Annotated in this window: 27 protein-coding genes and 1 tRNA gene; 4 read left to right on the top strand and 24 right to left on the bottom strand. The window is 46.0% G+C overall.

Annotation, left to right across the window (positions count from 1 at the left end; all coding sequences use genetic code 11):
• Positions 1-16: 16 nt before the first annotated feature.
• On the bottom strand, positions 17-898 hold the full coding sequence (locus CAGA_RS01795; RefSeq protein ID WP_135657086.1) for a peptidylprolyl isomerase: 882 nt from the start codon (positions 896-898) through the stop codon (positions 17-19).
• Positions 899-1063: 165 nt separating this feature from the next.
• On the opposite strand from CAGA_RS01795, the gene CAGA_RS01790 reads away from it, so the two are divergent.
• Positions 1064-1993 (top strand): S1 RNA-binding domain-containing protein, encoded by a 930-nt coding sequence (locus tag CAGA_RS01790; RefSeq protein ID WP_135657084.1) that lies wholly within the window; start codon positions 1064-1066, stop codon positions 1991-1993.
• Positions 1994-2051: 58 nt separating this feature from the next.
• Here CAGA_RS01790 and CAGA_RS01785 read toward each other — a convergent pair whose 3' ends face one another.
• On the bottom strand, positions 2052-2405 hold the full coding sequence (locus CAGA_RS01785; protein WP_135657082.1) for a helix-turn-helix domain-containing protein: 354 nt from the start codon (positions 2403-2405) through the stop codon (positions 2052-2054).
• A 248-nt stretch (positions 2406-2653) separates the two neighbouring features.
• On the opposite strand from CAGA_RS01785, the gene CAGA_RS01780 reads away from it, so the two are divergent.
• On the top strand, positions 2654-4438 hold the full coding sequence (locus CAGA_RS01780) for a methyl-accepting chemotaxis protein (protein ID WP_167875133.1): 1785 nt from the start codon (positions 2654-2656) through the stop codon (positions 4436-4438).
• 101 nt (positions 4439-4539) lie between these two features.
• On the opposite strand, the gene CAGA_RS01775 is transcribed toward CAGA_RS01780, so the two are convergent.
• The 17 genes from CAGA_RS01775 to CAGA_RS01700 all read right to left on the bottom strand — a co-directional run bounded on the left by CAGA_RS01775 (position 4540) and on the right by CAGA_RS01700 (position 18106).
• Entirely contained in the window at positions 4540-5190 is a 651-nt protein-coding gene (locus tag CAGA_RS01775) for a hypothetical protein (RefSeq protein ID WP_135657077.1), read from the bottom strand.
• 80 nt (positions 5191-5270) lie between these two features.
• Positions 5271-6287, bottom strand: a complete 1017-nt coding sequence (locus tag CAGA_RS01770; RefSeq protein WP_135657074.1) for an ATP--guanido phosphotransferase — start codon at positions 6285-6287, stop codon at positions 5271-5273.
• Entirely contained in the window at positions 6280-6774 is a 495-nt protein-coding gene (locus tag CAGA_RS01765) for a UvrB/UvrC motif-containing protein (RefSeq protein ID WP_135657072.1), read from the bottom strand. The genes CAGA_RS01770 and CAGA_RS01765 overlap by 8 nt, the downstream gene beginning before the upstream one ends.
• Before the next feature lie 49 nt (positions 6775-6823).
• Entirely contained in the window at positions 6824-7093 is a 270-nt protein-coding gene (locus tag CAGA_RS12575) for a hypothetical protein (protein ID WP_167875132.1), read from the bottom strand.
• Positions 7094-7095: 2 nt separating this feature from the next.
• A complete protein-coding gene (locus tag CAGA_RS01760; RefSeq protein ID WP_135657070.1) occupies positions 7096-7353 on the bottom strand; it encodes a TIGR03905 family TSCPD domain-containing protein in 258 nt (85 codons plus the stop codon).
• Positions 7354-7368: 15 nt separating this feature from the next.
• A complete protein-coding gene (locus CAGA_RS01755; RefSeq protein WP_135657067.1) occupies positions 7369-8208 on the bottom strand; it encodes a PHP domain-containing protein in 840 nt (279 codons plus the stop codon).
• Positions 8209-8290: 82 nt separating this feature from the next.
• The gene (locus CAGA_RS01750; RefSeq protein WP_135657065.1) at positions 8291-9088 is read right to left on the bottom strand and encodes an ABC transporter permease family protein; all 798 of its coding nucleotides are present in this window, start codon (positions 9086-9088) and stop codon (positions 8291-8293) included.
• Entirely contained in the window at positions 9085-9993 is a 909-nt protein-coding gene (locus CAGA_RS01745; protein ID WP_135657063.1) for an ABC transporter ATP-binding protein, read from the bottom strand. The genes CAGA_RS01750 and CAGA_RS01745 overlap by 4 nt, the downstream gene beginning before the upstream one ends.
• A gap of 105 nt (positions 9994-10098) precedes the next feature.
• A complete protein-coding gene (locus tag CAGA_RS01740) occupies positions 10099-11277 on the bottom strand; it encodes a SpoIIE family protein phosphatase (RefSeq protein WP_135657061.1) in 1179 nt (392 codons plus the stop codon).
• Positions 11274-12986, bottom strand: coding sequence for a [Fe-Fe] hydrogenase large subunit C-terminal domain-containing protein (locus tag CAGA_RS01735; protein WP_135657058.1), 1713 nt, complete (start codon positions 12984-12986; stop codon positions 11274-11276). Before CAGA_RS01735 ends, CAGA_RS01740 begins: the two co-directional genes overlap by 4 nt.
• Positions 12987-13007: 21 nt before the next feature.
• The gene (locus CAGA_RS01730) at positions 13008-13253 is read right to left on the bottom strand and encodes a (2Fe-2S) ferredoxin domain-containing protein (protein WP_135657056.1); all 246 of its coding nucleotides are present in this window, start codon (positions 13251-13253) and stop codon (positions 13008-13010) included.
• A 263-nt stretch (positions 13254-13516) separates the two neighbouring features.
• Positions 13517-14317 (bottom strand): hypothetical protein, encoded by an 801-nt coding sequence (locus CAGA_RS01725; protein ID WP_135657053.1) that lies wholly within the window; start codon positions 14315-14317, stop codon positions 13517-13519.
• Positions 14311-15009 carry an ABC transporter ATP-binding protein gene (locus CAGA_RS01720; RefSeq protein ID WP_135657413.1) on the bottom strand — a complete coding sequence of 233 codons (699 nt, stop codon included), beginning with the start codon at positions 15007-15009 and terminating at the stop codon, positions 14311-14313. Before CAGA_RS01720 ends, CAGA_RS01725 begins: the two co-directional genes overlap by 7 nt.
• The gene (locus CAGA_RS01715) at positions 15009-15377 is read right to left on the bottom strand and encodes a GntR family transcriptional regulator (RefSeq protein WP_135657051.1); all 369 of its coding nucleotides are present in this window, start codon (positions 15375-15377) and stop codon (positions 15009-15011) included. The genes CAGA_RS01720 and CAGA_RS01715 overlap by 1 nt, the downstream gene beginning before the upstream one ends.
• Before the next feature lie 385 nt (positions 15378-15762).
• Positions 15763-16350 carry a hydrolase gene (locus CAGA_RS01710; protein ID WP_135657049.1) on the bottom strand — a complete coding sequence of 196 codons (588 nt, stop codon included), beginning with the start codon at positions 16348-16350 and terminating at the stop codon, positions 15763-15765.
• Between the two features lie 175 nt (positions 16351-16525).
• Positions 16526-17773 (bottom strand): [Fe-Fe] hydrogenase large subunit C-terminal domain-containing protein, encoded by a 1248-nt coding sequence (locus CAGA_RS01705; protein ID WP_135657047.1) that lies wholly within the window; start codon positions 17771-17773, stop codon positions 16526-16528.
• 258 nt (positions 17774-18031) lie between these two features.
• Positions 18032-18106, bottom strand: a tRNA-Thr gene (locus tag CAGA_RS01700).
• A 208-nt stretch (positions 18107-18314) separates the two neighbouring features.
• Between CAGA_RS01700 and CAGA_RS01695 the strand changes: the two genes are divergently transcribed.
• Positions 18315-18737: a helix-turn-helix domain-containing protein gene (locus tag CAGA_RS01695; protein WP_167875131.1), complete on the top strand. Its 423-nt coding sequence runs from the start codon at positions 18315-18317 to the stop codon at positions 18735-18737.
• A gap of 131 nt (positions 18738-18868) precedes the next feature.
• Entirely contained in the window at positions 18869-19471 is a 603-nt protein-coding gene (locus CAGA_RS01690; protein WP_135657043.1) for a DUF4364 family protein, read from the top strand.
• A 32-nt stretch (positions 19472-19503) separates the two neighbouring features.
• Here the strand turns inward: CAGA_RS01690 and CAGA_RS01685 are convergent, their stop codons facing one another.
• The 5 genes from CAGA_RS01685 to CAGA_RS01665 form a co-directional block, all read right to left on the bottom strand.
• On the bottom strand, positions 19504-19767 hold the full coding sequence (locus CAGA_RS01685; protein WP_135657041.1) for a pro-sigmaK processing inhibitor BofA family protein: 264 nt from the start codon (positions 19765-19767) through the stop codon (positions 19504-19506).
• A gap of 3 nt (positions 19768-19770) precedes the next feature.
• A complete protein-coding gene (locus CAGA_RS01680; protein ID WP_135657038.1) occupies positions 19771-20040 on the bottom strand; it encodes a DUF2508 family protein in 270 nt (89 codons plus the stop codon).
• A gap of 94 nt (positions 20041-20134) precedes the next feature.
• The gene (gene rnr, locus CAGA_RS01675) at positions 20135-22249 is read right to left on the bottom strand and encodes a ribonuclease R (protein WP_135657036.1); all 2115 of its coding nucleotides are present in this window, start codon (positions 22247-22249) and stop codon (positions 20135-20137) included.
• A 92-nt stretch (positions 22250-22341) separates the two neighbouring features.
• On the bottom strand, positions 22342-22587 hold the full coding sequence (secG, locus tag CAGA_RS01670; RefSeq protein WP_135657034.1) for a preprotein translocase subunit SecG: 246 nt from the start codon (positions 22585-22587) through the stop codon (positions 22342-22344).
• Positions 22588-22820: 233 nt separating this feature from the next.
• Positions 22821-25049 (bottom strand): DNA gyrase/topoisomerase IV subunit A, encoded by a 2229-nt coding sequence (locus CAGA_RS01665; RefSeq protein WP_135657032.1) that lies wholly within the window; start codon positions 25047-25049, stop codon positions 22821-22823.
• Between the last annotated feature and the right edge of the window lie 3 nt (positions 25050-25052).

The raw sequence follows: 25052 nt of genomic DNA, 5'->3' as shown, positions 1-25052 counted from the left end.
CCATTTCCTATCGGTTCTACTTGGAATTATACGGAACAATTTCCGCTTTTTCAATGTAAACCTTTGATGCAGGCTTGCTCTTCTCTCCCAGATCATTTGCTACGACGGGCAAGGACGCTATTTTATCCACAACGTCCATTCCCTCGAACACCTGCGCAAAGACGGTATGTCCTTTCTCCACAATATTGTACGCGCCGTCCAAAGTTGGATTACCACCGTACTGATTATAGATATTTTTATATGCGTCCGTCACCTTGCTCATGTCGAGCCAATAGGTGTTGTATTGCTGGATAAATGCCTCCGGGGACTCCTTGTACACATCAAACGCCTTTTGGTAATAGCTCCAGTCGATCGCCGCCTTTGTCCCCTTCTGATTAATAAAGAACTGGCTGCCGTTCGTATCCTTCCCGGAATTTGCCATGGCAACCGAACCGCGGATATTGACCAAATTCGCATTAAATTCGTCTGCAAACGGCTTATTCCAAATGCTTTCCCCGCCGGTTCCGTCCCCTTTTGGGTCACCGCTCTGAATCATAAAGTCATTAATCACGCGGTGAAAGGTTATTCCGTTATAATATCCTTTTTGAACGAGTCCCTTAAAATTTTCTACCGCCTTCGGAGCCGCCTGCGGGAACAGACGTAATTTTATAACGCCCATATTGGTCGTTAAAACCGCAATTTCTTCCCCGTTTGCGGGTTTTTCCAACTGATACCCCAGCTTCTTTCCATCATCCGGACGTATTCTTGCGTCATCGGAAGCCTGGGAAACCGTGCTGCTTTCGGCTGACGTTGCCGTAGAGGGCACCTGACTTTCGGCGCTTCCGCCGGAACACGCGGCTAAATTCAATGTAACTGCAAGAAGGGCAATCATGCCAATGATCCGTCTGCTTTTTTGCATAATTTTAACTCTTCCTCTCTTCATAGATAACCTATATTTTATAATAATGTGGGACAATATTCAAGCTACGATATATGAAATTAACAAGTTAATAATTAATTGCGGATAGTATTACCTACCCGTTTTAAGCATATAGATAATCAGACACATAAAGGAGGTAGGAAAATGTTTGATTACTATCCTGAAGGTTGGATTAACGATACGCCGGAAAACCGCGCGGCGCTGCAAAACATCTCCGCGCTGAACGATGCCTGCCGGGATGGACAAATTTTGGAAGGACGTGCGCTGATTTGTGACAGCTCGCACAACTTACTGGTGGATTTAGGCTGCATGAAAGGAATTATCCCGCATGACGAGGGGGCTTTAGGCATTCGTGAGGGGACGGTGCGCGACATAGCTATCATTTCCCGGGTGAACAGACCGGTTTGCTTTATGATAACGAGTTTCCAAAAGGATTCCGAAGGGCATTTAACCGCGCTGCTTTCGCGGCGGGCCGCGCAGGAAAAATGCATGGAGGAATATGTAAAGAAACTCACGCCGGGTGATATCATAAACGCGAGGATTACCCATCTTGAAAGCTTCGGAGCCTTTGCGGACATTGGCTGTGGAATTATTGCCCTGTTGCCGATTGACGCGATTTCCGTTTCAAGAATCGACCATCCCCGTGAACGTTTTACCGTCGGGATGGATGTTAAGGTCATTATCAAATCGATTGAAAACGGGCGGATTACGCTGAGCCACAAGGAACTGCTTGGTACTTGGGCAGAAAACGTAGCTATGTTTAAAGCCGGCGAAACAGTTGCCGGAATCGTCCGTTCTGTGGAACCTTACGGAATCTTCGTAGAGCTGTCCCCTAATTTGGCAGGGCTGGCGGAAACAAAGGAAGACGTTGTACCGGGCCAGCAGGCCAGCGTTTACATCAAAAGCATTATTTCTTCAAGAATGAAAGTAAAACTTGTGATTATCGATACATTCGACTATTCCTACCGACCGGCGGCGCCAAGATACTTTTACAGCGGGAACCGGATCGACCGGTTCGTATATTCTCCCCCGGACAGCGAAAAGGAAATTGTAACCGAATTTGCATCAAAATAACCAAACAGGCTAGCGGTGTTTATAAAGGAAGCCCTTTGTAATCATCCTTAGCCTGTTTTTAATGCTTTTTAAACTCTACAATTTTAAAAATGATATTGGTAAGGTGATTGGCTTCTTCCGGTGTAAGCTGATTAAAAAGGACTGTAATCTTCTTTAAGAGGTCTACGTTTTTGGTCTCTTTCGGTGGATGGTCAAAATCGAGAAGTTGTGAAAGGGTAATATTCAACGCGTTGGAAATCTTATTCAGAGTGTCGATGGTAGGGCACTTCAGGCAGCGTTCAACATGGCCTAAAAAAGCAGGATCCAAGCCCGCCATAGCCGCCAATGTTTTTTGGCTTAACCCCGCGGATGTCCGATAACTACGGATTTGGTTTGCTGTTTTATACATAATATCATACTTCGATTTTTCCATTTGAAAACACCATACCTCGGTCACAGGAAATAACCTTTAAAGAGAATTTCTATAGATACTTTAATAAAAGGGACTATAAGTATTGAAAAATCGACATTATTCGAGTATACTATTAAATGTTGCTATATTCCCTAATATTATTGTTTACATAGAATATCCTTTCATTAACTATTTATGAAAATATTTTACATTTTATATAGATGGTCTGGAACGAATTCATTTATATAATAAACAGTAAGGAAGGTAGAATGATGTTAAGAAACATGAAAATCGGCAAAAAATTAATTCTAACTTTTGTTCTGGTGGCCCTTGTTTCTGCGATCGGTGGCTGTGTCGGCTTTGGCGTAATGAACCGTCTGAACGCCGAATACACTGAAGCCCTGGAATGCTACGGTTTTGCCCAAGGTGACATCGGACGCCTTGCCGCGGAGTTTAACTCTGCCAGAGCCATCACGAGGGATGTTGTGATCTATAAGGAAATTTACAAAATTCAGGAAACCGAAACAAAATTAAATGAATCCACGACGCTGATTAACCATTATTTAGCACAAATACAGAAAGAAATGGTCCATGAAAAGGAAAAAGCTTACTTTAAATCCATTAATCAGGATATCATTTCCTACAACGAAATTCGGGCTCGCGGTGTTGCGCTTGCCAAACAAAACAAAAAAGAGGAAGCGCAGGATCTTTTGACAAATGAAGCAGGTCCTATCGCCACAAAAATAAGCACCAGTATCAATAATTTAATGAACACCAAAACAGAAGAGGGCGACATGCTTGCAGTGCGGCTGGCAAAACAAATGCAGACTGCGCAGATTGCCATTATCTGCACCATTATCTTAAGCTTTATCGTCTCTGTACTGATCGCATTCCGAATTTCCAGAAGCATCAGCAAACCGCTTACAGAAATGGAAAAAGCTGCTCAAAGAATGGCTTCCGGTGATTTAAACGCGCAAATAAACATCCATTCCAAAAATGAAATCGGAATGTTGGGAGAAGCGTTTGCAAAATCGGTTTCATCCATTAAAATGTACATATCGGATATTGAAAACTGCCTTCGCGAAGTGGAACAGGGGAACCTTACCGTACGGTCAAAGCTGGATTACATTGGAGATTATTCAAATTTAAAGAAGTCGTTGGGTGGGATTCTGGCCTTTTTTAACGATACGCTGGTAAAAATCAACGAGGTATCGGAACAGGTGGCCAGCAGCGCAGATCAAGTTGCCAGCGGCGCACAGGCGCTCGCACAGGGAGCAACGGAGCAGGCAAGTTCCGTAGAAGAACTCTCCGCTTCCATTTCAGAAATTTCTTCCCATGTAAAAGAGAATGCCGAGCACGCCGCCAATGCAAGCAAAAATGTGAATGAAGTGAGCAATGAAATAGAAGTCAGCAATCAGCATATGGAGGAAATGCTGGAGGCAATGAACCGAATCAGCGAATCTTCCAATGAAATTTCAAAAATTATTAAGACAATTGAAGATATCGCCTTCCAGACAAACATACTGGCATTGAACGCAGCTGTGGAAGCGGCAAGGGCAGGGGCCGCCGGAAAGGGCTTTGCCGTTGTTGCGGATGAAGTCCGAAATCTGGCAAGCAAAAGCGCAGAAGCCGCGAAAAACACAACTATTTTAATTCAAAACTCCATCCAGCAGGTAGAAAGCGGAACAAAAATAGCAGACGAAACCGCACAATCCCTCCAACGGGTTGTCAAGAGCTCAGAAGAGGCATCGAAAACGGTTGCCAAAATTGCAGATGCAACAACCAGCCAGTCCGATGCAATTAACCAGGTAACCCTCGGCGTAGAACAAATATCCAGCGTTGTACAGACAAACTCAGCGACGGCTGAGGAAAGCGCTGCCTCCAGCCAGGAACTCTCCGACCAGGCTAAGGTTTTGAAACAGCTTGTCGGAAATTTCAAAATCCGCAAATCATCCGGCAGCGCCGTATTACCTGCCGGCGATTCACAGACGGAAGTTCCGGAAAATTTGGAATCGAATACCGATATACAAAGTCAAACGGGCAGCAAGTATTGATTCTACCGATAAAGAGAATTTCAACCGCCGGAGAAACCCTTCTCCGGCGGTTTTTTAATAAAGCGGAGCCGCTCTCGCAGCTCCGCTTTTACATTACGATTTTAAGTTGATTGCTGTAATTTCAAAATATGCGCATCCAAAAGCTGTTTGAACAAATCATTTTTGCGCACGTTTCCCTGTAAATCCTTATATTGAACGGGAACATAATATTGGCTTTCTTTTTGCTGTTTCAAAAACAGGAGCGCTTCTTCCCTGCCATGTTTTTTCGCGATTACATCCGCCACCTTGATCGCATTCATTGCACTGTACGGGGCAAGACGGTACGCTTCCATAAAATTCAACAGGGCCGCATCCAAATGGCCAAGCCCCTCCTGTGCTTTTGCCAGATCAACCAAAACGGAAGCCCGTTGTGCGGAAGCATAATTCACCGTAATCCCGTTTTCCACTTTAATCCGGTTCGGAAGTTCGTTCCAACTGGCAGTACGCAAATACTCTCCAGCATACTTTATTGTTTCATTATAATATTTTTTCCCTAGCCAGCTGTATGCTTTTTCAATTAGATAGAGATGTTTCGGTGTTTTCGGTTCGCCGCAAAGCTCGATGATTTTCAGCAAGATTTTTTCCCTGTCACGAATTTGGTGAATCAAGCGCTTTGCTTCTTCTTCAAATGCGCGGCGGTGTGGTATCGCTTCCCCTAAAAGGGAAAATAGTGCCGCAGCCAAATCTGCATTTTCTTTTTTTAAAATTGACATAACCTACCCCACCTTATCTTTGAATTTCGTGTCACACTCCTCATTTCTATTATATCGCACTTTTACATAAAAGGAAATATTCATTTTTTTAATATTTTACGAATTTGATCTGCACGCAGGATCCGTCGTTCGTTCTGCGTCAGTTTTCTTCCGCTCCGTAATGTAAGCGTGGCGGGCTGCATCGCAATCATCAGCCGGTTAAGCTGATCGCTGTTAACATCTTCAATCAGACCTGTGGAAATACCGAAACGGACGTTGGAGGCAAGCTGCAAAAATTCCTCATATCCCATCATTTTCGCGCTTTGCAAAAGGGCAAACGAGCGGCTGACAGCATCCTGTATTTCCGGTTTTTCCACGAGTTCTTCCCATAAGCCTCGTTCCTGATGGACAAGCTGTGTCGCAATGCTTTTCAAATTTGCGATTGCCTCCTGCTCGGAAAGCCCAAACGTCACCTGGTTGGAAAGCTGATAAACCGCCCCTTTGGGGCCTTCCCCCGCTCCGAAAATACCACTAAGGGAGAGGCCCAGTTTGGAAAGGTTCGAGGAAAGCCGGGTAATGCCGCCGCTTTCATGAAGAGCCGGTAGGTGCAGGATTAAAGATGCGCGCATACCTGTGCCAAGAAGAATCGGGTCCTGCGTTAAGTACCCCAGGTCTTTATGAAACGCAAAATGAAGGCTCCGATTGAAAATGTCATCCAATATATCCGCCTTCTGGTACGCATTTTCAAGGTCATGGTCCCATAAATAGACCCGAATATGGATGTGGTCTTCCTCGTTTACCATAATGCTTATGGATTCATCGTCTGTTATAAAAACCCCGCGGCCGCTGCAATCCGAAATGAAATCTGCGCTGACCAGATGCCGTTCCACAAGCGAAACCGCTTCCGTTTTGGACAGACCTTCCATATCAATATAGCGAAGGATATGCGCGAGCGCCTTGTTTTCTTTAACCGCTTCCTTTGCCCTTTGCACCACGTTCAACCGATCGCTGCGGCTCATGCGGGCAGGAAAGGGGATTCCGTTCAGATTTCTCGTAAGATGAACGCACGTACTGATTACAACATCTCTATCGTACTCGTTTTCCCGTAAATTATCCACGCCTTTCTCCCCCTTCCAATTCCTTAATCCGGTCACGCAGATTTGCAGCCTGTTCGAAATTTTCCATTCGGATTGCCTCGCGCAGTTCACGGCGCATTAAACTGAGCTGCTCTTGCGGAGGCGTTCTTATCATACCTCCGCACGGCATTTTTCCCCGGTGTTTCGTATTGCCGTGAACGCGCTGGATTAAGGGGATGAGCCTGTCGTAAAAAGTATGGTAGCACTCTGCGCAGCCAACTTTCCCGCTGCGTACAATATCATTAAAAGAAGCGCCGCAGCATTCGCACCGAACAAGATCCGTCCGTTCGAATTCGCCGAAAAATTCACCCAGAAGGCTACCGTAATTGCATCCCAATTCCGTTAAAAGGTTCCCATACCCCAACCTTTGCGCGCATTCCGCGCAAAGCAGGTATTCCGTTAATTTTCCGTTTATGATCTTTTTCACGTGAGTTATAACAGGATTTTTCCCGCAGGATTCACACAGCATAAAACCACCTCATATTATATTATAAAATATCCATAAAATTTTATAAGAATTACAAAGCACAGATAGCTCTCCACAAAAGGAATAAAAAATTGTAACACGTTTTGTTCCTACGCAATATTATATACTGTAAACTGAAAGGAGGCAAACAATTATGTGTAACAATGGATTTGGCTTCGGTGGCGGCTGCTCTTGGATTATCATCCTTATCCTCATTATCTTCTGCTGCTGTGGTGACAATAACGGATGCGGATGCAACAACAACAGTTGCTGCTAAAAGCGCAAAAAGGGGCTGCGACGAAAATCGCAGCCCCTTATCCATTCTTATTTCTCCTTCTTCCCCATCACCTGAGATAATGCTACTGCAAGCTGATCCGGGCAGGAGGTTGGTCGAAAACCGCACTTGATCCCTTTCAGCCGATCAATTACCTCTTCAGCCTTCATTCCTTTTACAAGCGCAGCAACGCCCTTTGTATTCCCGTTACAGCCGCCTACAAACTCTACCGATTTTATAATGTCGCCATTCAACTCAAGCACGATTTCGGTGGAACAGGTTCCTCTAGTTTTATAGCGATAGTTCAAATAAATCACCCGCTGTTATTTACTCAATTTTACTTTTGCTTTTTTTAATTCGTTGATCTGTTCGTCCGGTGTTAAACAAGTTCCGATCGGGGTTTTGTTCTTTGTGTACATGCCATGAAAATCGGTGCCGCCTGTCATTACCAGACTATATTTTTTCGCAGTCGCCATAAAACGTTCTTCATCGCCCGGTTTATTGCGGGGATGCCAAACCTCTACTCCTTCGATTTCATGGTCTCTGGCAAGCTGCTCCAGCAAATCATAGCTGTCGTATTCGCCCGGATGGGCCAAAACGGCAACACCGCCTGCCTCATGCACCTGCCGGATCACATCGTGGACATCAGGGTAACGAACAGGATAATAGGCCAAGCCTACTTTGGAATTAAATAGTTTATAATAAGTTTCGCCAAAAATATCGCTCGCATATCCAGCGTCAACAAGCGCATGCATAATATGCTGTTTGTAAATATTCGTGCTGCCCTGCGCGCGGCGCATTATCATTTCCGCAGTAATCGGATAAAGTCGCATAACCTTCTGGATCATAATGCACGAAGCACGGCGCCGACGGTCGCTTATCCGTTTGCACAGTCCTTCCAAGCGATCCGTATTATCACACAAATAACATAAAATATGCGCCTTTCTCCCTGTAGCTGGGTCTACCGTAGAAAATTCCGCCCCGGAAAGTACTTCAACCCCGTGTCTGTCTCCAAAAATCTTTGCTCTCATGGATCCCGCAAATGTGTCATGATCAGTAACGGCAATCGTGGGAATGCCATGCGTTTTGGCAAGTAGAACAACCTCATCAATACCAACTGACCCATCGGACATCTTGGTATGACAATGCAAATCTGCGGCCACTTAATCACCTTCCAGTCTTAATCTATTTCTATGTATTACAAATATATTATAATACATTCTACGGATTAAGGCAAATACCGTCTTATTTCAACAGCTTTTCCGGGGTGAATAACCGCGCGGCAAAAAGCCAGAGAAGAAGGTCGGCGGCGATGACTACGGCCGCTGCAAGCAAAAGAAACAGCGCATTTAACTGAAACAGCCCTGTAAACTGCCCGACAAAAAGAAGAATCAAGGGAAGAACAATGTAGCCCGACGTTTGAATGGATTCCATGTAGCTTTTGCTTTTTCCGGAAACCAGAACCATGAATACGACGCCGAATACGGTAATGGCCGGAGCAAGCAAAAAAATCAGGATCAGCCAGTTCCAATTCAGGAAAAACGGCATTTGCAGAAGAATATCGCCTACCGAAATCACAATGGAAAAGGCGACGAAGGAAATGGCGGTGCAAATTGCCGAAAGGAAAATACAACCAAAAACTTTTGCTTTAAAAATCGATTTTAAACTCATCGGTGTAAGAAGCAGGGTTTCAATCGTACTGCGTTCCTTTTCCCCTACAAAGCTGCACGCCGCCGACACGCTTGAACTCATTAAAGGGATCATTAAAAAGAACATCGGGCAGATCATATTCGTCATTACATAGAACATACTCTGCTGTAATGTATAACCGGCCGCTTCCTTCGGAAGCAGCTTCAGCATCTGATCCGCGCCGTTTATTTGATCGGACGGAACAAAACAAATAATCGCAACATACAGAACCGGGAGAAAAACGGCCATAATCACCGGCACAAGAATCATTGTATTGCGAACCATCTTTGTGCTCCAAATCTCGCCAAAATCCTTTTTTACAACCGCCTGTTCCGGCAACGTCAGCAATTTCATTGTTCCACCTCCCGGCGCTGCGTATATTGAAAATAAACATCCTCCAGCGTAGGCCTTACAAGACGCGCTTCATAAAGGTCGTGTCCGGAGTCGATCAGCTTCCGGACAAGCCCGGGCATTTCCTCATCGCTGCGGACTTCGGTGCGCCACCATTCCCCGGCTTTTTGAAATCCCTTTGGCGCCTGCCCCTGCGCAAGGCGGAATTCCGCGGTAATACGGCAACCGATGCTTTTACAAAGCGTGGGAAGATCGCCCGCCGCCAGCAGATTTCCTCTTTCCAGAATCCCATAAGCATCGCACAGGTCCTGCGCGTAACGGAGCTGGTGTGTACACAGAAAAACCGTAACGCCGGCATTCCGCGCCAAGGATAGGATCATTGCGTTTACGGTTTGGGCGGATTCCGGATCCAGCCCGCTGGTGGGTTCGTCCAAAAAAAGAACGCGTGGACGGTGAACCAGGGAGCGCGCGAGCGACAAACGCTGCGCCATACCAGTAGAATATTCACTCAGTTTCCGGTCGCGGGCATCCCACAAATCCAAGCTTTTCAGCAATTCGTCCGCCCGTTGGTCGCCCTCCTGCCGATCCATGCCAGCTGCCTGCGCAAAAAACTGAAGATTCTGCCTTCCGGTCATTTGGCCGTACATCCTCGCCGTTTCCGTCATTACTCCGCAAATCCGGTGAACGTCGCAGGGGCGTTCCATCGGAGACATATCAAACACGGTACACGTACCCTTCGTAGGCTTCAAAAGCCCTGTAAGCAGCTTGACCGTTGTTGTTTTTCCCGCTCCATTCGGGCCCAAAAAGCCAAAGATGCCACCCTGCGGGATATCGAGGCTTAATCCATTCAGAGCGGTTATTTTTCCATCGTAGGTTTTCGTAAGGTTTTCCATATGAATCGCAGCCAAGAGAATTCCCCCTCTCTTTATATATTCTTGGGAATTACCATTCATTTTAATCTTAGGAAAGCTATGGCGGTTCTTGCATATTTTCAAACATTTCCCGGCTCAGAATTAGTAATAGTTTTTCTCGACATTCTTTCCAAGCTGCTGAACCAAACCACAAAGCTCCTCGATAAGCTTGACCTTAATACTCAGGTCGGCCGGAAGACCGGGGTTCTGGTGCGCGGGATTCACCGCTTTTCCGATATAGACCGTTAAATCCGTACAATCCTCTAAAAGCATCTTTGCCAGCATAGCGGCTCCGTTCGGTTCGTCAAGCCTGCGGAAATAATAGGAATCCGGCTCTTTTGATATGTAATTTCGCAGGATCTCCACTACCCGGGTCAGCGTTAAAACACCTTCGGTAACAAGGTCGATCCCTTCAATCCTTCCGGTCGGCGGGATATCTGGATCGGTATAGTTGACTGTAGTTTCCACCTTGCGGTTCAACACCCTGGCGACGATATTTGCGCTTGTCCCTCCGCAGACTATCCGTTTGCCCGGAGTGGTCATAAAATCATGCACCATGCGGCCGTCGTCTTCCTTTCGGACAGGCGGCCCGGAAAGCAAATTCAGTACGCTGCGCGGTTCGATCTTCAAAATCAAACCGGTGGAATCGTCTCCCGGCTTTCCAAGATAGAATTCATTCACAGCCTCCGACAGCGAAACCGCCAGCCGGGGCGCGGAGGTCTCTTTCTGCGATGTTCTGGCAAGCCATGTGGATACATTATCCCAGTTCCAGCCAAAATTCAGCGCCTGCCCCACTCCGGCATAAATCACTCCGTCGCTGACAAGAGAAATCAGATCACCGGGTTGCACGGAAAAGCGGCTTACTGTAACATTTTTCCCGGCACATTCCATGACTTCGGAGCAATCCTGCAGAGAAACCACTTTTCCGCCGCGTACAAAGATACAGGGCGGGTTGTCAAACTCGACTAGTGAAGCCTTGCCGCTGTCCGTTATTTTAATCACGCTGAAGGTAGAATAGGCAAGCTTGCGCTCATTGCACACAGGCAGTGTCTTGGCAACCGTTTCTACTGCCTCGACCAAAGCCGCGCCCTCTTCCAGCATGGTGGAAAGGATACTGCTTGTCAATGTGGAAAGGATATTCGCTTTCACCCCGCTGCCAAGCCCGTCCGCAAGCACAGCGATGATCGCGTCCTTTGTCCTTCGAATCTGAACCTTGTCGCCGCAAAGTTCTTCGCCGTACTTATTCAAGCTCCGATATGCCGCGTCAATATGCATCTTCATTGATTATCCCCATCAAACACAATCATATTTTTCAGTTTCGTCAGCGTCACCTTCGTCTCCGCTGTGGTTTCACCAAGCAGGCTGGCAATCTGCTGGGCAGCGACCATCTGTTTGTCGATAACCTTCTGGGCCATTTCCATGGTATCCTTCCGGAGCCGGTACTTATTTTCCAGCTCCGCTTCCTCACGGGTAATATCCTTGAAAATGCCCATTGCGATGTTTTCCTTTTCTATGTAAACAATGGTCTGCATCGTCGTGATTCCGTACTCTTTAAAATGGACCTTTTTATCTGGTAAGGATTTCTTCTCATCAAACACATTCTGAAAATCGTAAGAATCCATAATTTCATAAATACATTTCTGCAAAGCTTCATGCCTTGTCATTTTAAACGCCTTTTCCGCCGCGGCGTTAAACTCAATGATATTTAAGTCTTTATCCACAATCAGCGTAATATTGGGTGTTTCCGTCAAAACACAGTTGGAAAGCGATTCGGCACGCTCCTTCATATACGGCATACACATGGTCAGCTCCGCCCGGTTCTGGTAAACCGCAATCGCCTTGTCGCGGCAGGTGGGGTAGCCGCAGGAACCGCAGTTCAATTCATCTTCCGGCGATTCTTTTCCTATTTTGGATAAAATCAAGCGAATGGTTTCTTCGTCCGGAATTTCTTCTTTGATCGAGCGATCCAAAAAGCGCTTTTTTAACGGGATAACTTCCGGCAGACCGGGATAATCCCCTTCGTCCTGTTTTGCGTAGTTCCGGACTTTGATAAGGGATGAAAAACGGGATGCAGAATCTTTTAGGGAGATCGGCCCGTTAATGCAGCCATCCGTACACATGTTGACTTCGATAAAGCAATGGTTCAATTCGCCGCGTTCCAATGCCATGCAAAGATCGATAACTTCCCCCGAACCGCTCACGCTGAGCATTTTCCATTCGCCGGTATCGCCAATCGCACGCAAGGAAGCCAGGATTCCTTGGAAAATCGGATACATGCGCAGGATTTTTGAACTGGAATTCAGAAAGGATGCTACCGGCGCATCCATAATCTGAATCCCGTCCTGCTCCAGCCAGTTGGCCAAATCATCGAAGGTGAGCACGGCGCTTACCTCGCTGTTGTGGCGAAGGTCGGCGGCTTCATCAATTTTGGCAATGCATGGGCCGGCGAAAACGACATGCACCCCGCTGCCATAGGTTTTCTTCAATAGCCGCGCATGGGCGATCATGGGGGAAACAACCGGAGCCATTTGTGGAATCAGAGAAGGATAGTACAGCTCAATCAGCCTGTTCACCGATGGACAGCAGGTTGTAATAATATTTTTCATTTCGTTTTTCTGCATCAGCTTATGATATTCTGCGGTTACGTACGCCGCCCCCATGCTGGTTTCGGCAACTCCGTAGAACCCCAGTTCTTTCATTGCGCCGGCAAACTTTTTCGCCTCATCAAACGCAAACGAACCAATATAAGAAGGGGCAATGGAAAGGATGACCTTTTCGCCCTTCCGAATCAGTTCTTTTACCAATGCGATATCGCTGTTCAATGTCTTCGCATTCTGCGGGCACTGCTCCAGACAGGTACCGCACAAGACACATCTCCGTTCGATAATCTGTGCCTGTGCGTTTTCAACCTTAATAGATTTGACAGGACACACCTTCACGCATTTATAGCAATTTTTGCAGTTCGCCGCCTTCAGTCCGATAATTGCCATCCGATCCACCCCTTTCCGCCTTTAATTAATTCTCTTCAGAATTACATCGTTAAAAAACAATTCCGCATTGAGCGGGGCGACATTGAAACGGTCGCTGTCCACGCAGACACAAACACCTTTTTTCGAACATTCCCCCATGCAAAAGGATCCCTTCAGGGTTATTCTATCCTCCAAACGGTGCAGAGTAATCAGCCGTTCCAATATTTTAATAACGTCACGCGATCCCTTCAAATGACAGGAGCTTCCTACACATATCGTAATCTCCAAATCTGTCATCCTTTCGTTCTATATTGGCTACCGATATGCACCGCCGGGAGCCGCAGTAAAGCCTTTATTTTGTGCCTTTCATGCTCTTTTATTATAAATTTTTTACAATGATATTTCAATATAAATCAAGCATTTCCAGCGGTTCACGCGCATTATCCGGCCGAAAGACAGAATTCACAAGGGGAGATTGGGAAGCCGGGGCTTTATAAGGATAAATTCCTTATAAAAAGGCGCGTTTTGCAACGCGCCTAAAGTCGTTTCCATTATTCCAGATTTAATTTCTTTCGAAGCATCCATTCCGTAAAGAAATAGAAAACCACACCCATGATCACCATATAGGCTATTAAACCAAACAAAACCGTTTGCGCCAACTGCACCTGAGCGAGTTCTCCCGCTCTTATCATTGAATCAAAATATTGCGAAATACTTTTTTCACATGTAGACATGATAATCGACATTATGATCTGCTGGATGACACCGAAGCCAAGGTATGCGCCTACGCCGGCCAAAAGCTTATGTTTGGAACTCATATTGCCAACCGTAATCGCCGCGTAGATTTCAAGCGTAACACTAAGAATTCCAATTATGACAAAAAGAATGGATTCCAGAACCAGGACATATCCATTGAAACCAATCTTATTTAATACTCTCATCAATTCATTCACAAACCGATGTAAAGACCATATGGTTGTTTTATCGATCGACATAATAAAGATTGAAACCATGGAAACTAAGAAGCTTAAGATGGTCCACATGAGGGTCACAAGCATTTTCGAGTCAATATGGCTGTGAATCCTTACAGGCAGGGTAAAGGACAAGTATCCCTCATCGGTTAAAAGACTCTTGTTAAACCGCTGTATGGTTACAACCAGCGTCACCACACATAAGCCAATAATGATGAAAACAAAAACCGTTGCGGCAATTGCCCGCGGGATTCTCAGCAATTCGGAATTTACCGCCATAAAAAATTTATTAAGCAATGCAAAGACAATTAAAAGCGCATACATTGGGAGAAATATCCGGCTGGTCGCTTTTATTTCGTATTTTAAAAGCTTTCTTAGCATTTGAATACCTCCCTAAACAACGCGTCCACGCTCTTGTTTTCATTTTCACGGATATCATCAACAGTGGAGACCAAAACAATGTTTCCCTGATTAATAAAAATGACCTCATCCAGAATTTTTTCAACATCCGCAATCAGATGCGTAGAAATGATAACCGTAGCTTCCGGATTGTAATTGCCGATAATCGTGTCCAAAATGTAATCCCTTGCCGCGGGATCCACACCGCCGATGGGCTCATCCAGAAGATAAAGTTGGGCTTCCCGGCTCATAACCAGAATCAACTGCACCTTTTCTTTGGTTCCCTTGCTCATCGTTTTCAGCCGCAGGGACGGATTCACGCCAAGCCTTGCAAGCATATCATAAGCCTTGCCCTTGTTAAAATCCTGATAAAAATCGCTGAAAAAGCCGATCATATCGTTTACCGTCATCCAATCGTTCAGGTAAGTACGCTCCGGCAGATAAGAAACGATTTTTTTCGTTTCGATCCCCGGCTCCATACCGGCAATTAAAATTTTTCCGCTTGTTGGCTGAATAAGATCGTTCGCCAGTTTAATCAAGGTACTTTTGCCGCTTCCGTTCGGGCCGAGCAGCCCGACGATTTTCCCTTTCGGCACGGTCAGATTTACTGAATTTAGCGCCAGACACTTGGGATAAAATTTGACCAGGTTCTGACACTCCAGAATATTCTCCATCATTCTTCCTCCTCTGCTGTCTTCTCAAGAAGTTGTATCGCCTGCTTTGTATCATAGCCGAGATTCCGCATATTCTCTATAAACTCTTTAATCAGCCCCTGAGCAAGGTTATTTTTGATTTGCATGATCCGCTCCACATCCTCTGTTACAAATCTGCCGCTTGTTCGCTGCGTATAAAGTAGCCCGTCATTTTCCAATTGCGCCAGCGCCCGTTGCATCGTGTTTGGATTCACCGACGCTTCCCCGGCCAGATCCCTCACCGACGGCAGTTTTGAGCCGGCAGGGTATATCCCAGATACGATCAGCAATTCAATTTGCTCAACCAACTGCGAATAAATCGGCCTGTCGGATTTGAGATTCCAAGCCATAAATCCACCCCCTCATCTGTATTACTGTACTAATAATCTAATACAATAATACACCTTTTTTATTTTTTGTCAACCTGTTTTCTGAAGTTTTTTTAATTTTTATTGATTTATTACCTGCCGCGTAAAGGAACCGAGCGAAGACTTCGAGCGGGACACAGCAAGTTAGCGGTCGTATTGTCTGCCGCACGAAAGCGCCGCGTTTTTGCTGAGCCCGTGCATTTTATTATTCATTCGAACATTTATCTAACCTCCGTATAAACTGTATTATTGTGTTAATGTACTAGTAGATTAATACAATAATACATCATTTTTTGCATTTGTCAAGTCTTTTTTATTTCTGACGCGCAAAAAAGAGCCGGGAATTTCTTCCCGACTCCTTCCTTTTCTATTTCCCGTGTACTACGGAAGTTCCTTTTTCACGCAAATATGTACTTTCCAAGTCTGCAAGATGCAGTTTTACGGCGATTGGATACTTCTGCCACGCCAAACCAATGGAAAAGCTTCCACCCCGCACAGATTCATCAAAGCCGCCCATATGCCACCGGATCGCGATCGCTTCGCTGGTTTTCAAGCGCAGAAAGCGTTCAATCAAAAATACGGACTTTTCGCCATGCCCGTAAGGATAGCTATCCTCAATCGAATAATAGGGGCGCTTTTCCCACACACCGGTTTCCTCATTTTTCACATTACGGGTGCTTTCTTTGTAAAACTGCGCCTTACATACATCGTGCAGGAGCCCGCAGATTGCAAAGCTTTCTTCATTATCCGTTTCCGGTTGAAAGTGCTTTTCCATCATTACATGATAAACGCTGAGGCTGTGCTGGACAAGGCCGCCCAAGCAGGCGCAATGGAATTTCGTGCTGGCCGGAGCGGTAAAAAAGTCCGTCGTTTTTAGCCATTCCAGTAGCTCCGCACTACCCGGACGCGTAATTTTTGACCGATATATTTCTTCAAACTCTTCCTTAAATCCCATGAAAATGCCCCCATATGTATGTTGTAAATTATCGAATTAATAATTTCCAAGCTGCCCGCTGCTTTCCCAATTTCAGCCCGGCAAAGCAACGGCTGCTTCCGCTTTCAACTTTAAATTATTAATTGGACTCATTATAACATAGATTCGGGGGCATTCCCAGCAATTCAACTGTATTTTAGAATTTCCTTGTAAAAATACGATTGTCTTCCAACAGGTTTTCTACTGTATCAAAGCCAAGCCGGTTCAAAAGCTCAATAACATAGGGATTGTCGATCGGCGTTTGATACGCGGCTTTTTCACCATATTTATTTACGTTTTCTCTACCTTCCTCGCGGGAAATCAAAATTCTCGGCCCGCCGACACAGCCGCCGACGCAGCCCATCCCTTCCAGAAAATTCGCATCGATTTTGCCGGCTAGCAGATCATTAATCATTGCCTTGCAGGCGGGTACGCCGTCCGCCTTACACGCGCGTACCGTAATTTTGCGCTCGGGGCTGAGACGCTTGGATGTACTTTGAACCGCTTCACTAACTCCCCCGCTCCTCGCGTATATTCTGCCCGCCCGTGATGAATGGTCACGTTCATCCTCTGGTAAATCCGCCAGGTTTATTTGGGCAAAATCGAACACATCCTTCATTTCTTGAAAGGTAAGTACATAATCGGTCGAATCGGACACATCCGATTCGCGCGCTTCCGCCTTTTTGGCAAGGCAGGGACCGATAAAAACCGTAAGCGCGTCGGGATGAAGAAGCTTAATTGCCCTGCCGCACGCAACCATCGGCGATACTGCGCCCGGAACATGCGGAAGCAATTCATGATAAACCTTTCGGATCATCGAAATCCACATGGGGCAACAGCAACTGGTAAGCTGAAAATCGCTTTCCTTCACAATATTCTTGTTAAACTCAAGCGCTTCCTTCAAAGTCAAAATATCCGCAAAAAGAGCTACCTCGATCATTCCGGCAAACCCAAGCATTTTGAAAGCGGTGCGGAGCTTTCCGGGTGTTACCTCTTTGCTGAACTGGCTGATGAAAGCCGGGGCGATCATTGCATACACAGGCGCCTTTGAAGCATGCACGGCCGCCAGCGCCGGAAGAATATCGCGGCTGGCTGTAAGGTTTTTCATCTTACATTGATCGATGCACTCGGAGCAGCCCACGCAACGGCTGGGATCAATCTCCAAATTGCCCTTATCATTTCGGTAAAGTGCGTCAAAAAGGCATTTTACCCCGCAATTCTGACCGTATTCAGGACAGTCGCAGTCGTTGATCCGTATGACCGGCGCATACTTTTTGGGATATAACAGGCAGTCCAGATGATGCGGGTCAAAATCTTCCTTGTGAAGATTTTCAAGTTCTTCAGACTGTCTGTTTTCTACGGACGCTTTTACAAGACGATTGTACAATTCATTAAACGTTGTCATTCCGTCGCCCCTTTTCACTGAAAATAGTTTTTCCAGTATGCGATTTTTCAACCCGATTATAGCACATTTTTGTATTCAAACGAAGTATTCTGGAAATTTTCTCAAATTTCTAATAATTTTAACTATAACTGCAAATATATGATATATTGTAAAAACTCGAATGAAATAAACATAATTATATTTGAGTAAGAAACAAATTTTATTTTTATGGTATATAAAAATATATAAAAAGACTCCCGTTTTCGAAAAACGGGAGTCTGGAGCTACTGGTCAGAATCGAACTGACAACCTGCTCATTACGAATGAGCTGCTCTACCATTGAGCCACAGTAGCAAAATGTGAGATTTTAACATCTGTCTCAATCGCTGACTAAGTTATTATACAAAATCAAATCGGAATCGTCAAGCCCCTTTTTAGATTTTAAGCAGAAAAACGTTAATTAAGGTGAATTATTGTCACGTTATTATTATTATTCATGTATAAAATTATATAATCTAAAATGAACAGACGTTTTCATTACTTTCATTACTTTAGAAAAGTGGTGTTACCAATTATTGAAAAGATTCATATTAATGAAAGACTTCGAGAGCTAAGAATAAAAAGCGGTTACACGCAGGTGCAAATTGCGGAGATATTAAATATTGACCGTTCTACATACTCTTATTATGAAATTGGTAAGACAACGCCCGATGTGACCGTCTTAATAACGCTAGCAAAAGTATTCAATATTCCAATTGAAAACTTACTCTCCGACGAGGGTTCACAGGAAATTGTATCTGACAGCGAATTGAAAACGAATTACATCCAAAGCAAAAAAAATTCGAGTCATATTTACGAACTTTCTAGTGATGAACGAATTCTCGTCGGAGCTTTCCGATCATGCTCTGTGGAAGGGCAGAAAAAGATTATGGCTTACATCAAAAACATATTGAAAAAGAAGCCACATAACAAAAAACAAGATTGAAAGTACTTTGTTAATATGATAAAATAAGAATAGTGTGAAAATAGGAGTCAAAGCATATCCCTGCTCCGATAATTGGCGGAGCTAGGTCGCTTTGGCTTTTTTTGCATAGAAACAAATCGGAGGTGCTTGTTATGGATTATAACGCCTTTACCGGAGGTATCGAGCCGGGCGGACTCAGAAATAAAAATGAAATTCGTATTTTAATCTGTTATCTTCTGTCAAGCGTGGATGTCCCCCTGTCTAAAACCGATATTTTAAATATAATACAGGATAATGGGTTGGCAAATTATTTTGAAGTAACGGACTCGCTGGCCGAACTTGTGGAAAAGGGAAACCTGGTTATAAGCGGAGAAAACAACGATCTGTATTCCGTAAGCCAAACCGGGCGCTTAATAGCCAAACAGCTCGATAAGGATCTTCCCCCGGTGGTACGGGACAAAGCAGTCGCGGCGGCAATCCGCCTGCTGGCAAAGACAAAAAGAGAACGCGAAAACAAAGTAGAAATTATAAAAACGGAACGGGGTTATAACGTAACTTGCCATATCTCCGGCGGAAAAATGGACTTAATGAATTTTACCCTGCATGTTCCCGATCTGTACCAAGCAAACATGGTTAAGAATAATTTTCACCAATCCCCCGAAGACGTATACCGGATGCTGCTGGCGCTGGTCACAAATGACCGCGAAATGGCTGCAGGCATCCTCGGCGCAAAGCTAAAACCTGCACAAAAATAGAACGGGCAAAATCGCCCGTTCTTTTTTTACCGTCATTTGATAATTAAATTGAGCAGGAGGAGCATGGTAACCCCGGGAATACCTGCGGCTCCCGAAACGCCAATGGTCAGCGGGCTTAACGGCAGGCTGACACCGGTAAAAAATCCGGTCAGATTCACAGCCGCAAGGGCGCAAAGCCCTGTCAGGACTCCTCCGGCGGCACGCTGCACCGGCTTGGGCGCTTTTACGATGACCTGAATCAGTACCAAAAGCGCGAAAACACCGCACAAGCTAAGCGGAACAACCCAGTTAGGCAATGGTTATCCCCCCTGTCCCTTGCAGATAAGGGGCGCATTGATACCTTTAAGCCGCGCCTGTTTCAGTAAGTAACGGTAACGGGACTTCAGCGATTCCCGTTGATAAATACAGGCTTCAATCAGGTTCTCATCGCTTTCTAATGCAAACCAGCTTTCGTTGCAGGCCATTAGACGGCATACTTCCTTGATTTCATCCATGATTCTGTCTTTATCTTGATTTTCCTGAACGGCTGTGCAGTCAACATGCTGTACAAGCTTTAAAACAGATTCCATACCAACATTACCGCCTTTCGGTTAATATTATGTTAGTATGATGAGCATTTATTCCAAAAAATATACCAATTACTCTATTTTTATCCTTTTATTGTTATTCCGTCGCTCCAATATTAGGAACAAAGTCGATTCTACCGCTCGCGACATCCGCCGCCGCAACCTGCACGGATAAAGGCTGGCCGATGGTAAGCCTCCGGCCGGTGTTTTCATCAACCTGCGTAATCACCCCGTCAAAATGGAATTTTGCCCCCTCAAAGCTGTCAACCGGAACAAAGCCTTCGACGGAATTCGGAAGCTCGACAAATACGCCGCGCTGGGTTACCCCGCTGATAATGCCGTCGTAGCATTCCCCAATATGCTGGGTCATATATTCCGCCATGTAACAGCTTTCCGCGCTTCGTTCGGCCTGCATGGCCCGCACTTCCGCTGCCGAAGATTCCGACGCCGCCACCTTTGCAAACGCCTCGTACCGCCGAACCAGCTCCTTTTTATCTTTCGTTTTTAACATAGCGGAAAGGATGCGATGGATTGCGGTATCCGGATACCGCCGGATCGGCGAGGTAAAATGACAGTAATCCGCAAGCGCAAGCCCGAAATGGCCGATTGGCGCGGTATCGTAGCGCGCTTTCGCCATGGTTCGCAAAAGTTGATGGGAAATCACCTTTTGTGCGGGCGTCCCGCTTGCCTGACGCATAATATCGGCGAAATCGGCAGTCCTTATCTCCCCGTCTTTCTTCAGCCGCTGTGCGTTTAATCCGAGCGCGCCGACAAGATCCGCCAAAGCTGCCACGCGCTCCGGATCCGGCTGTTCATGCACGCGGTATACAAACGGGATTCCGTTTTCTTTTGCAAACTTCGCGGCCGCTTGGTTGGCCGTAATCATCAATTGCTCAATCATCTGTTCGGCCTCGCCCGTTTCACGCGGTTCCACACCAATACAGATGCCTTCTTCATTCAGCGTGAATTTCGATTCCGTGCTTTCCAAATCTACTGTGCCGTTTTTAATAGAACGCGCTTTCAGAATATTGGCCAATTCTCGCGCCGCATTCAAGGAACGGATAACCGGCGCGTATTTTTTACGCAATTCCGCATCGGCAGTTTTATTAAATAACTGATTCACCTCGGAATAAACGCCGCGTACTTTAGAATTAATCACACTCTTTTTAAACTGGTAAGATAAAATCGTCCCTGTTTTGTCCAGCTCGATGATCGCAGAAAACGTCAGCTTGTCCTCCCCTGCGTTCAGGGAGCACACGCCGTTGGAAAGCTCTTTCGGGAGCATGGGAATCACACGGTCGGCAAAATAAACAGACGTACCCCGCTCCAGCGCCTCGGTATCCAGCGCGCTGCCTTCCTTGACATAATGGCTTACATCCGCGATATGCACGCCAAGCTTGTAACCCTTTTTCGTCCTGCTTACAAAAATTGCGTCGTCCAGATCCTTTGCATCCGCGCCGTCGATTGTACAGATATTGGTTTTCCTTAAGTCCAGCCTTCCCTTTAAATCCTGTTCTGTAATAGCCTGACCGGAAATCTTTCTTGCCTCTTCCAGAACCTCTTCGGGAAAACGGCTTTTGATTCCGTACTGGTCAATAATTGCGTCCGCGCAGATTTTGGCGCTTCCAGAACTGCCGTAAGCTTTGACAATCCGGGCAGACAACCGGGAAGTTTTAGGCGTCCGATGGATTTCTGCCTGTACCTTATCCCCATCCTTCAAATGCTTCGCGGAATTTTTCTCTACCGGCAGACGGTAGCGTATGGCGCCGTCCGGGATCAATTCGCAAAGGCCTGCACCGCAGGACAATGTTCCGGTAATGGTACGGCTGCTCTTTTCCGAAATCGAATGAACGTCGGCGCTCGGCCCTTTTGCGCTTTCTTTAACATTTTTCAATAAAACCGTATCCCCAATAAAGGCTTTATTTAAATGATTCACGTGGATAAACAGGTCCTCGCCGCCGTCTTCCGGGCGCGCAAAAGCAAAGCCCTTCGACAAAGAAACAATCTTCGCCTTTATGGTTTTCTTTTTTTCCACAGGCCGGATCCGGTGTTTTTTGCTAACCGAAACCGCCCCCTCGCATTTCAATTGATTCAGGGCATTGTAAAAGCCTTTTTTATTTTTTATCTTCAGCTTTTTCATTAGTCCCCGGGAAGTAATACTTTCTGGATAGTGCTGGAAATGCTCCAGTATTTTAATTTTTAAATCTTCCACTCTTTTCCCCCATCTCAAGCAAAACGTTCCGGCATCTGTCCGCCCTGATTTAAACAAGAAAAGCCCCGCACAAAGCGGGGCTTTTAACAATTTTACTTAAAATACATGTAAGCGTTCACGCCGATTACAAGTAAGAAAAAGCCAATCGCAATCACTTTTGTCCATCGGGCAAGGAACGAATCCACCGAACGGGCGCTATTCTTTGAAAGGAAAGTATCCGCACCGCCTGTAATTGCCCCAAGTTGCTGCTGATGCCCTTCCTGAAGAAGAACGATTACTGTTATTGCAAGTGAAAATAATAATAGAATAACTCCGAATATGACTTCAACGACTGTCATAGCGCACCTCCGAAAATACTACATAACAACTTTATTTATAGTATCACATAATGCGCTTCATTGCAAGCATATTTTATGTGATACGGCGAGATTTATGCATATCGGGCGAAATAACGGGTAATCTATTGATGGACCTGCCGAAGTGTTTGCGTTTGCTGCTTTGACAGGACCCGCTGCTGGATTGCTATTGGCTTTTCAGCGGCGTTTTATTTTTTTTACCCGCCCGTTCCCGTTTACAGTTTGAGTTGTTCCCCCGCTGTTTCCTCTGCGGCGGGAAGGGAACCGGCCGCCGGGATATTTTTACGGTACCGGTTTGGATTTACCAGCATATCCTCGTGGAAACGTTCCGCCTTCAGCAATCTGCTGCCTTTGCGAAGCGTCATAACGGATACACCCTGCGTATTGCGCGTGGTTTTGCTTTGAATGGCCCCGGTGTGCACCAAAAGGATGCGCCCCTGTAAGGACGTGAGAAGGAATTCGCAATCTTCCTCTACATATTCGATTGCTACCAGAGGGGATTTATCACTATACGCATTTAAGAGCTTGCGGCGGTTGGTTTTGGTGGCATAAGCGGACATATCCACCTTGGCAATCTTCCCGTTTGCAAAAAAGAACAGCATATAGCCGTTATATTCGTGGGTTACCGCCATGTAAACCGCATTTTCCCCTTCGTCCATCCCAAGCTTCGCCGGAATATACTCCCCTAGGACACTTGCCTTGGTATCGCCAAAATCGCTGGCCTTAGCTTTATAAACCTGACAACGGTCGGTAAAGAAAAGAAGGTCAGCGGTATTGGTATCCTCCAAATGCTGGGTTACCTCATCGTCCTCTTTCAGTTTTTGGTCCCCGCTCATGCGCAGGGACTGCGGGGTAATTTTCTTGAAATAGCCTTCCTTTGTGAAGAACAGGTTTACAGGATAATCCGGTATATCCTCTTCCTCGGAATATTCCTCGATTTCATCCTGATAAATAATCATTGTTTTGCGCGGCTGGCCATATTTTTTTGCGATCTCGCCCAGCTCTGAAATAATCACGTTTTTCACTTTGGATTTACTATCCAGAATGGACTGTAGCTCCGCAATATCCTTTTCAAGCTGGCTGATTTCTTCCGTGCGTTTCAGAATGTATTCCCGGTTCAAATGGCGGAGCTTGATTTCCGCAACATATTCCGCCTGTAATTCGTCAATTCCGAAACCGATCATCAGGTTTGGCACGACCTCCGCTTCCTCTTCGGTTTTGCGGATAATCGCAACCGCTTTGTCGATATCGAGCAGGATTGACCGCAGGCCCTTAAGCAAATGGAGCTTATCTTTTTTCTTCGTCAAATCATAGAAGGTTCTGCGGCGAACACATTCAATCCGGAAGGCCGTCCATTCTTCCAGCAGCTCGCGCACGCCCAGGACACGCGGTGTCCCGGCGATAAGCACGTTGAAATTGCAGGAAAAGCTGTCTTCTAAGGGAGTGAGCTTGAAAAGGCGCTGCATAAGCTTTTCCGGTTCCGTACCGCGCTTAAGGTCGATGGTAATTTTCAGTCCGCCAAGACCCGTTTCATCGCGAATATCCGAAATTTCCTTGATTTTCCCCTGCTTTACCAGATCGACGATTTTTTCCACGATTGCTTCTACTGTGGTTGTCGGCGGAATCTGTGTAATATCAATGCAGTTTGCGCTTTTATCGTAGGAATAACGCGAACGGATACGCACGCTGCCGCGTCCTGTGCGGTAAATTTCCTCTATGGCTTTGCGATCGTAAATCAACTGCCCGCCGCCGGGAAAATCCGGCGCCAAAAGCGTGGAGGAAATTTCATGCTCCGGATTGCGCAACGAAGCAATGGTTGTCTGGCATACTTCGTTCAAATTAAAGGGGCAGATGGAGCTTGCCATGCCAACGGCGATTCCTGTGTTAGCATTTACCAGAATCGTCGGGAATGCCGCCGGCAGAAGCTTCGGCTCCTTTAAGGTATTATCGTAATTGTCGACAAAATCGACGGTATCCTTATCAATATCGCGGAAAAGTTCCTCGCAGATATTGTCCAGACGCGCCTCCGTGTAACGGGAGGCCGCCCACGCCATATCGCGGGAGAAAAACTTACCGAAGTTCCCTTTGGAATCCACATATGGATGCAAAAGCGCTTCGTATCCGCGGCTCAGGCGCACCATGGTATCGTAAATCGCGGAATCGCTATGCGGATTCAGCTTCATCGTCTGGCCTACGATATTGGCGCTTTTGGTTCGTGCGGAACCCAAAAGCCCCATTTTGTACATGGTATACAACAACTTGCGATGGGACGGCTTAAAGCCGTCAATCTCCGGAATCGCACGGGATAAAATAACGCTCATCGCATACGGCATATAGTTCGTTTCCAGCGTATCGGTGATTTTCTGCTCAACGATCGCTCCTGCGCCTTCAATCACGCCGCGTGCCCGTGGAGCATCTGTCTGTTCATTTCTTTTTTTCGGCATCCT

Source organism: Caproiciproducens galactitolivorans, from assembly GCF_004768785.1.
Lineage (GTDB): Bacteria > Bacillota > Clostridia > Oscillospirales > Acutalibacteraceae > Caproiciproducens > Caproiciproducens galactitolivorans.
The sequence above is the reverse complement of the archived record's forward strand: the minus strand, read 5'-3'. Positions and strand labels throughout refer to the sequence as shown.

Coding starts and splice junctions, on each gene's coding strand:
- CAGA_RS01690 (WP_135657043.1), top strand. CDS start 18,869: ATGGATTATAACGCCTTTACCGGAGGTATCGAGCCGGGCGGACTCAGA.
- CAGA_RS01720 (WP_135657413.1), bottom strand. CDS start 15,009: ATGGAGAATATTCTGGAGTGTCAGAACCTGGTCAAATTTTATCCCAAG.
- CAGA_RS01705 (WP_135657047.1), bottom strand. CDS start 17,773: ATGACAACGTTTAATGAATTGTACAATCGTCTTGTAAAAGCGTCCGTA.
- CAGA_RS01680 (WP_135657038.1), bottom strand. CDS start 20,040: ATGGAATCTGTTTTAAAGCTTGTACAGCATGTTGACTGCACAGCCGTT.
- CAGA_RS01740 (WP_135657061.1), bottom strand. CDS start 11,277: ATGAAGATGCATATTGACGCGGCATATCGGAGCTTGAATAAGTACGGC.
- CAGA_RS12575 (WP_167875132.1), bottom strand. CDS start 7,093: ATGGATAAGGGGCTGCGATTTTCGTCGCAGCCCCTTTTTGCGCTTTTA.
- CAGA_RS01795 (WP_135657086.1), bottom strand. CDS start 898: ATGCAAAAAAGCAGACGGATCATTGGCATGATTGCCCTTCTTGCAGTT.
- CAGA_RS01775 (WP_135657077.1), bottom strand. CDS start 5,190: ATGTCAATTTTAAAAAAAGAAAATGCAGATTTGGCTGCGGCACTATTT.
- CAGA_RS01715 (WP_135657051.1), bottom strand. CDS start 15,377: ATGGCTTGGAATCTCAAATCCGACAGGCCGATTTATTCGCAGTTGGTT.
- CAGA_RS01735 (WP_135657058.1), bottom strand. CDS start 12,986: ATGGCAATTATCGGACTGAAGGCGGCGAACTGCAAAAATTGCTATAAA.
- CAGA_RS01665 (WP_135657032.1), bottom strand. CDS start 25,049: ATGCCGAAAAAAAGAAATGAACAGACAGATGCTCCACGGGCACGCGGC.
- CAGA_RS01750 (WP_135657065.1), bottom strand. CDS start 9,088: ATGAAATTGCTGACGTTGCCGGAACAGGCGGTTGTAAAAAAGGATTTT.
- CAGA_RS01765 (WP_135657072.1), bottom strand. CDS start 6,774: ATGCTGTGTGAATCCTGCGGGAAAAATCCTGTTATAACTCACGTGAAA.
- CAGA_RS01780 (WP_167875133.1), top strand. CDS start 2,654: ATGATGTTAAGAAACATGAAAATCGGCAAAAAATTAATTCTAACTTTT.
- CAGA_RS01790 (WP_135657084.1), top strand. CDS start 1,064: ATGTTTGATTACTATCCTGAAGGTTGGATTAACGATACGCCGGAAAAC.
- secG (WP_135657034.1), bottom strand. CDS start 22,587: ATGACAGTCGTTGAAGTCATATTCGGAGTTATTCTATTATTATTTTCA.
- CAGA_RS01725 (WP_135657053.1), bottom strand. CDS start 14,317: ATGCTAAGAAAGCTTTTAAAATACGAAATAAAAGCGACCAGCCGGATA.
- CAGA_RS01785 (WP_135657082.1), bottom strand. CDS start 2,405: ATGGAAAAATCGAAGTATGATATTATGTATAAAACAGCAAACCAAATC.
- CAGA_RS01710 (WP_135657049.1), bottom strand. CDS start 16,350: ATGGGATTTAAGGAAGAGTTTGAAGAAATATATCGGTCAAAAATTACG.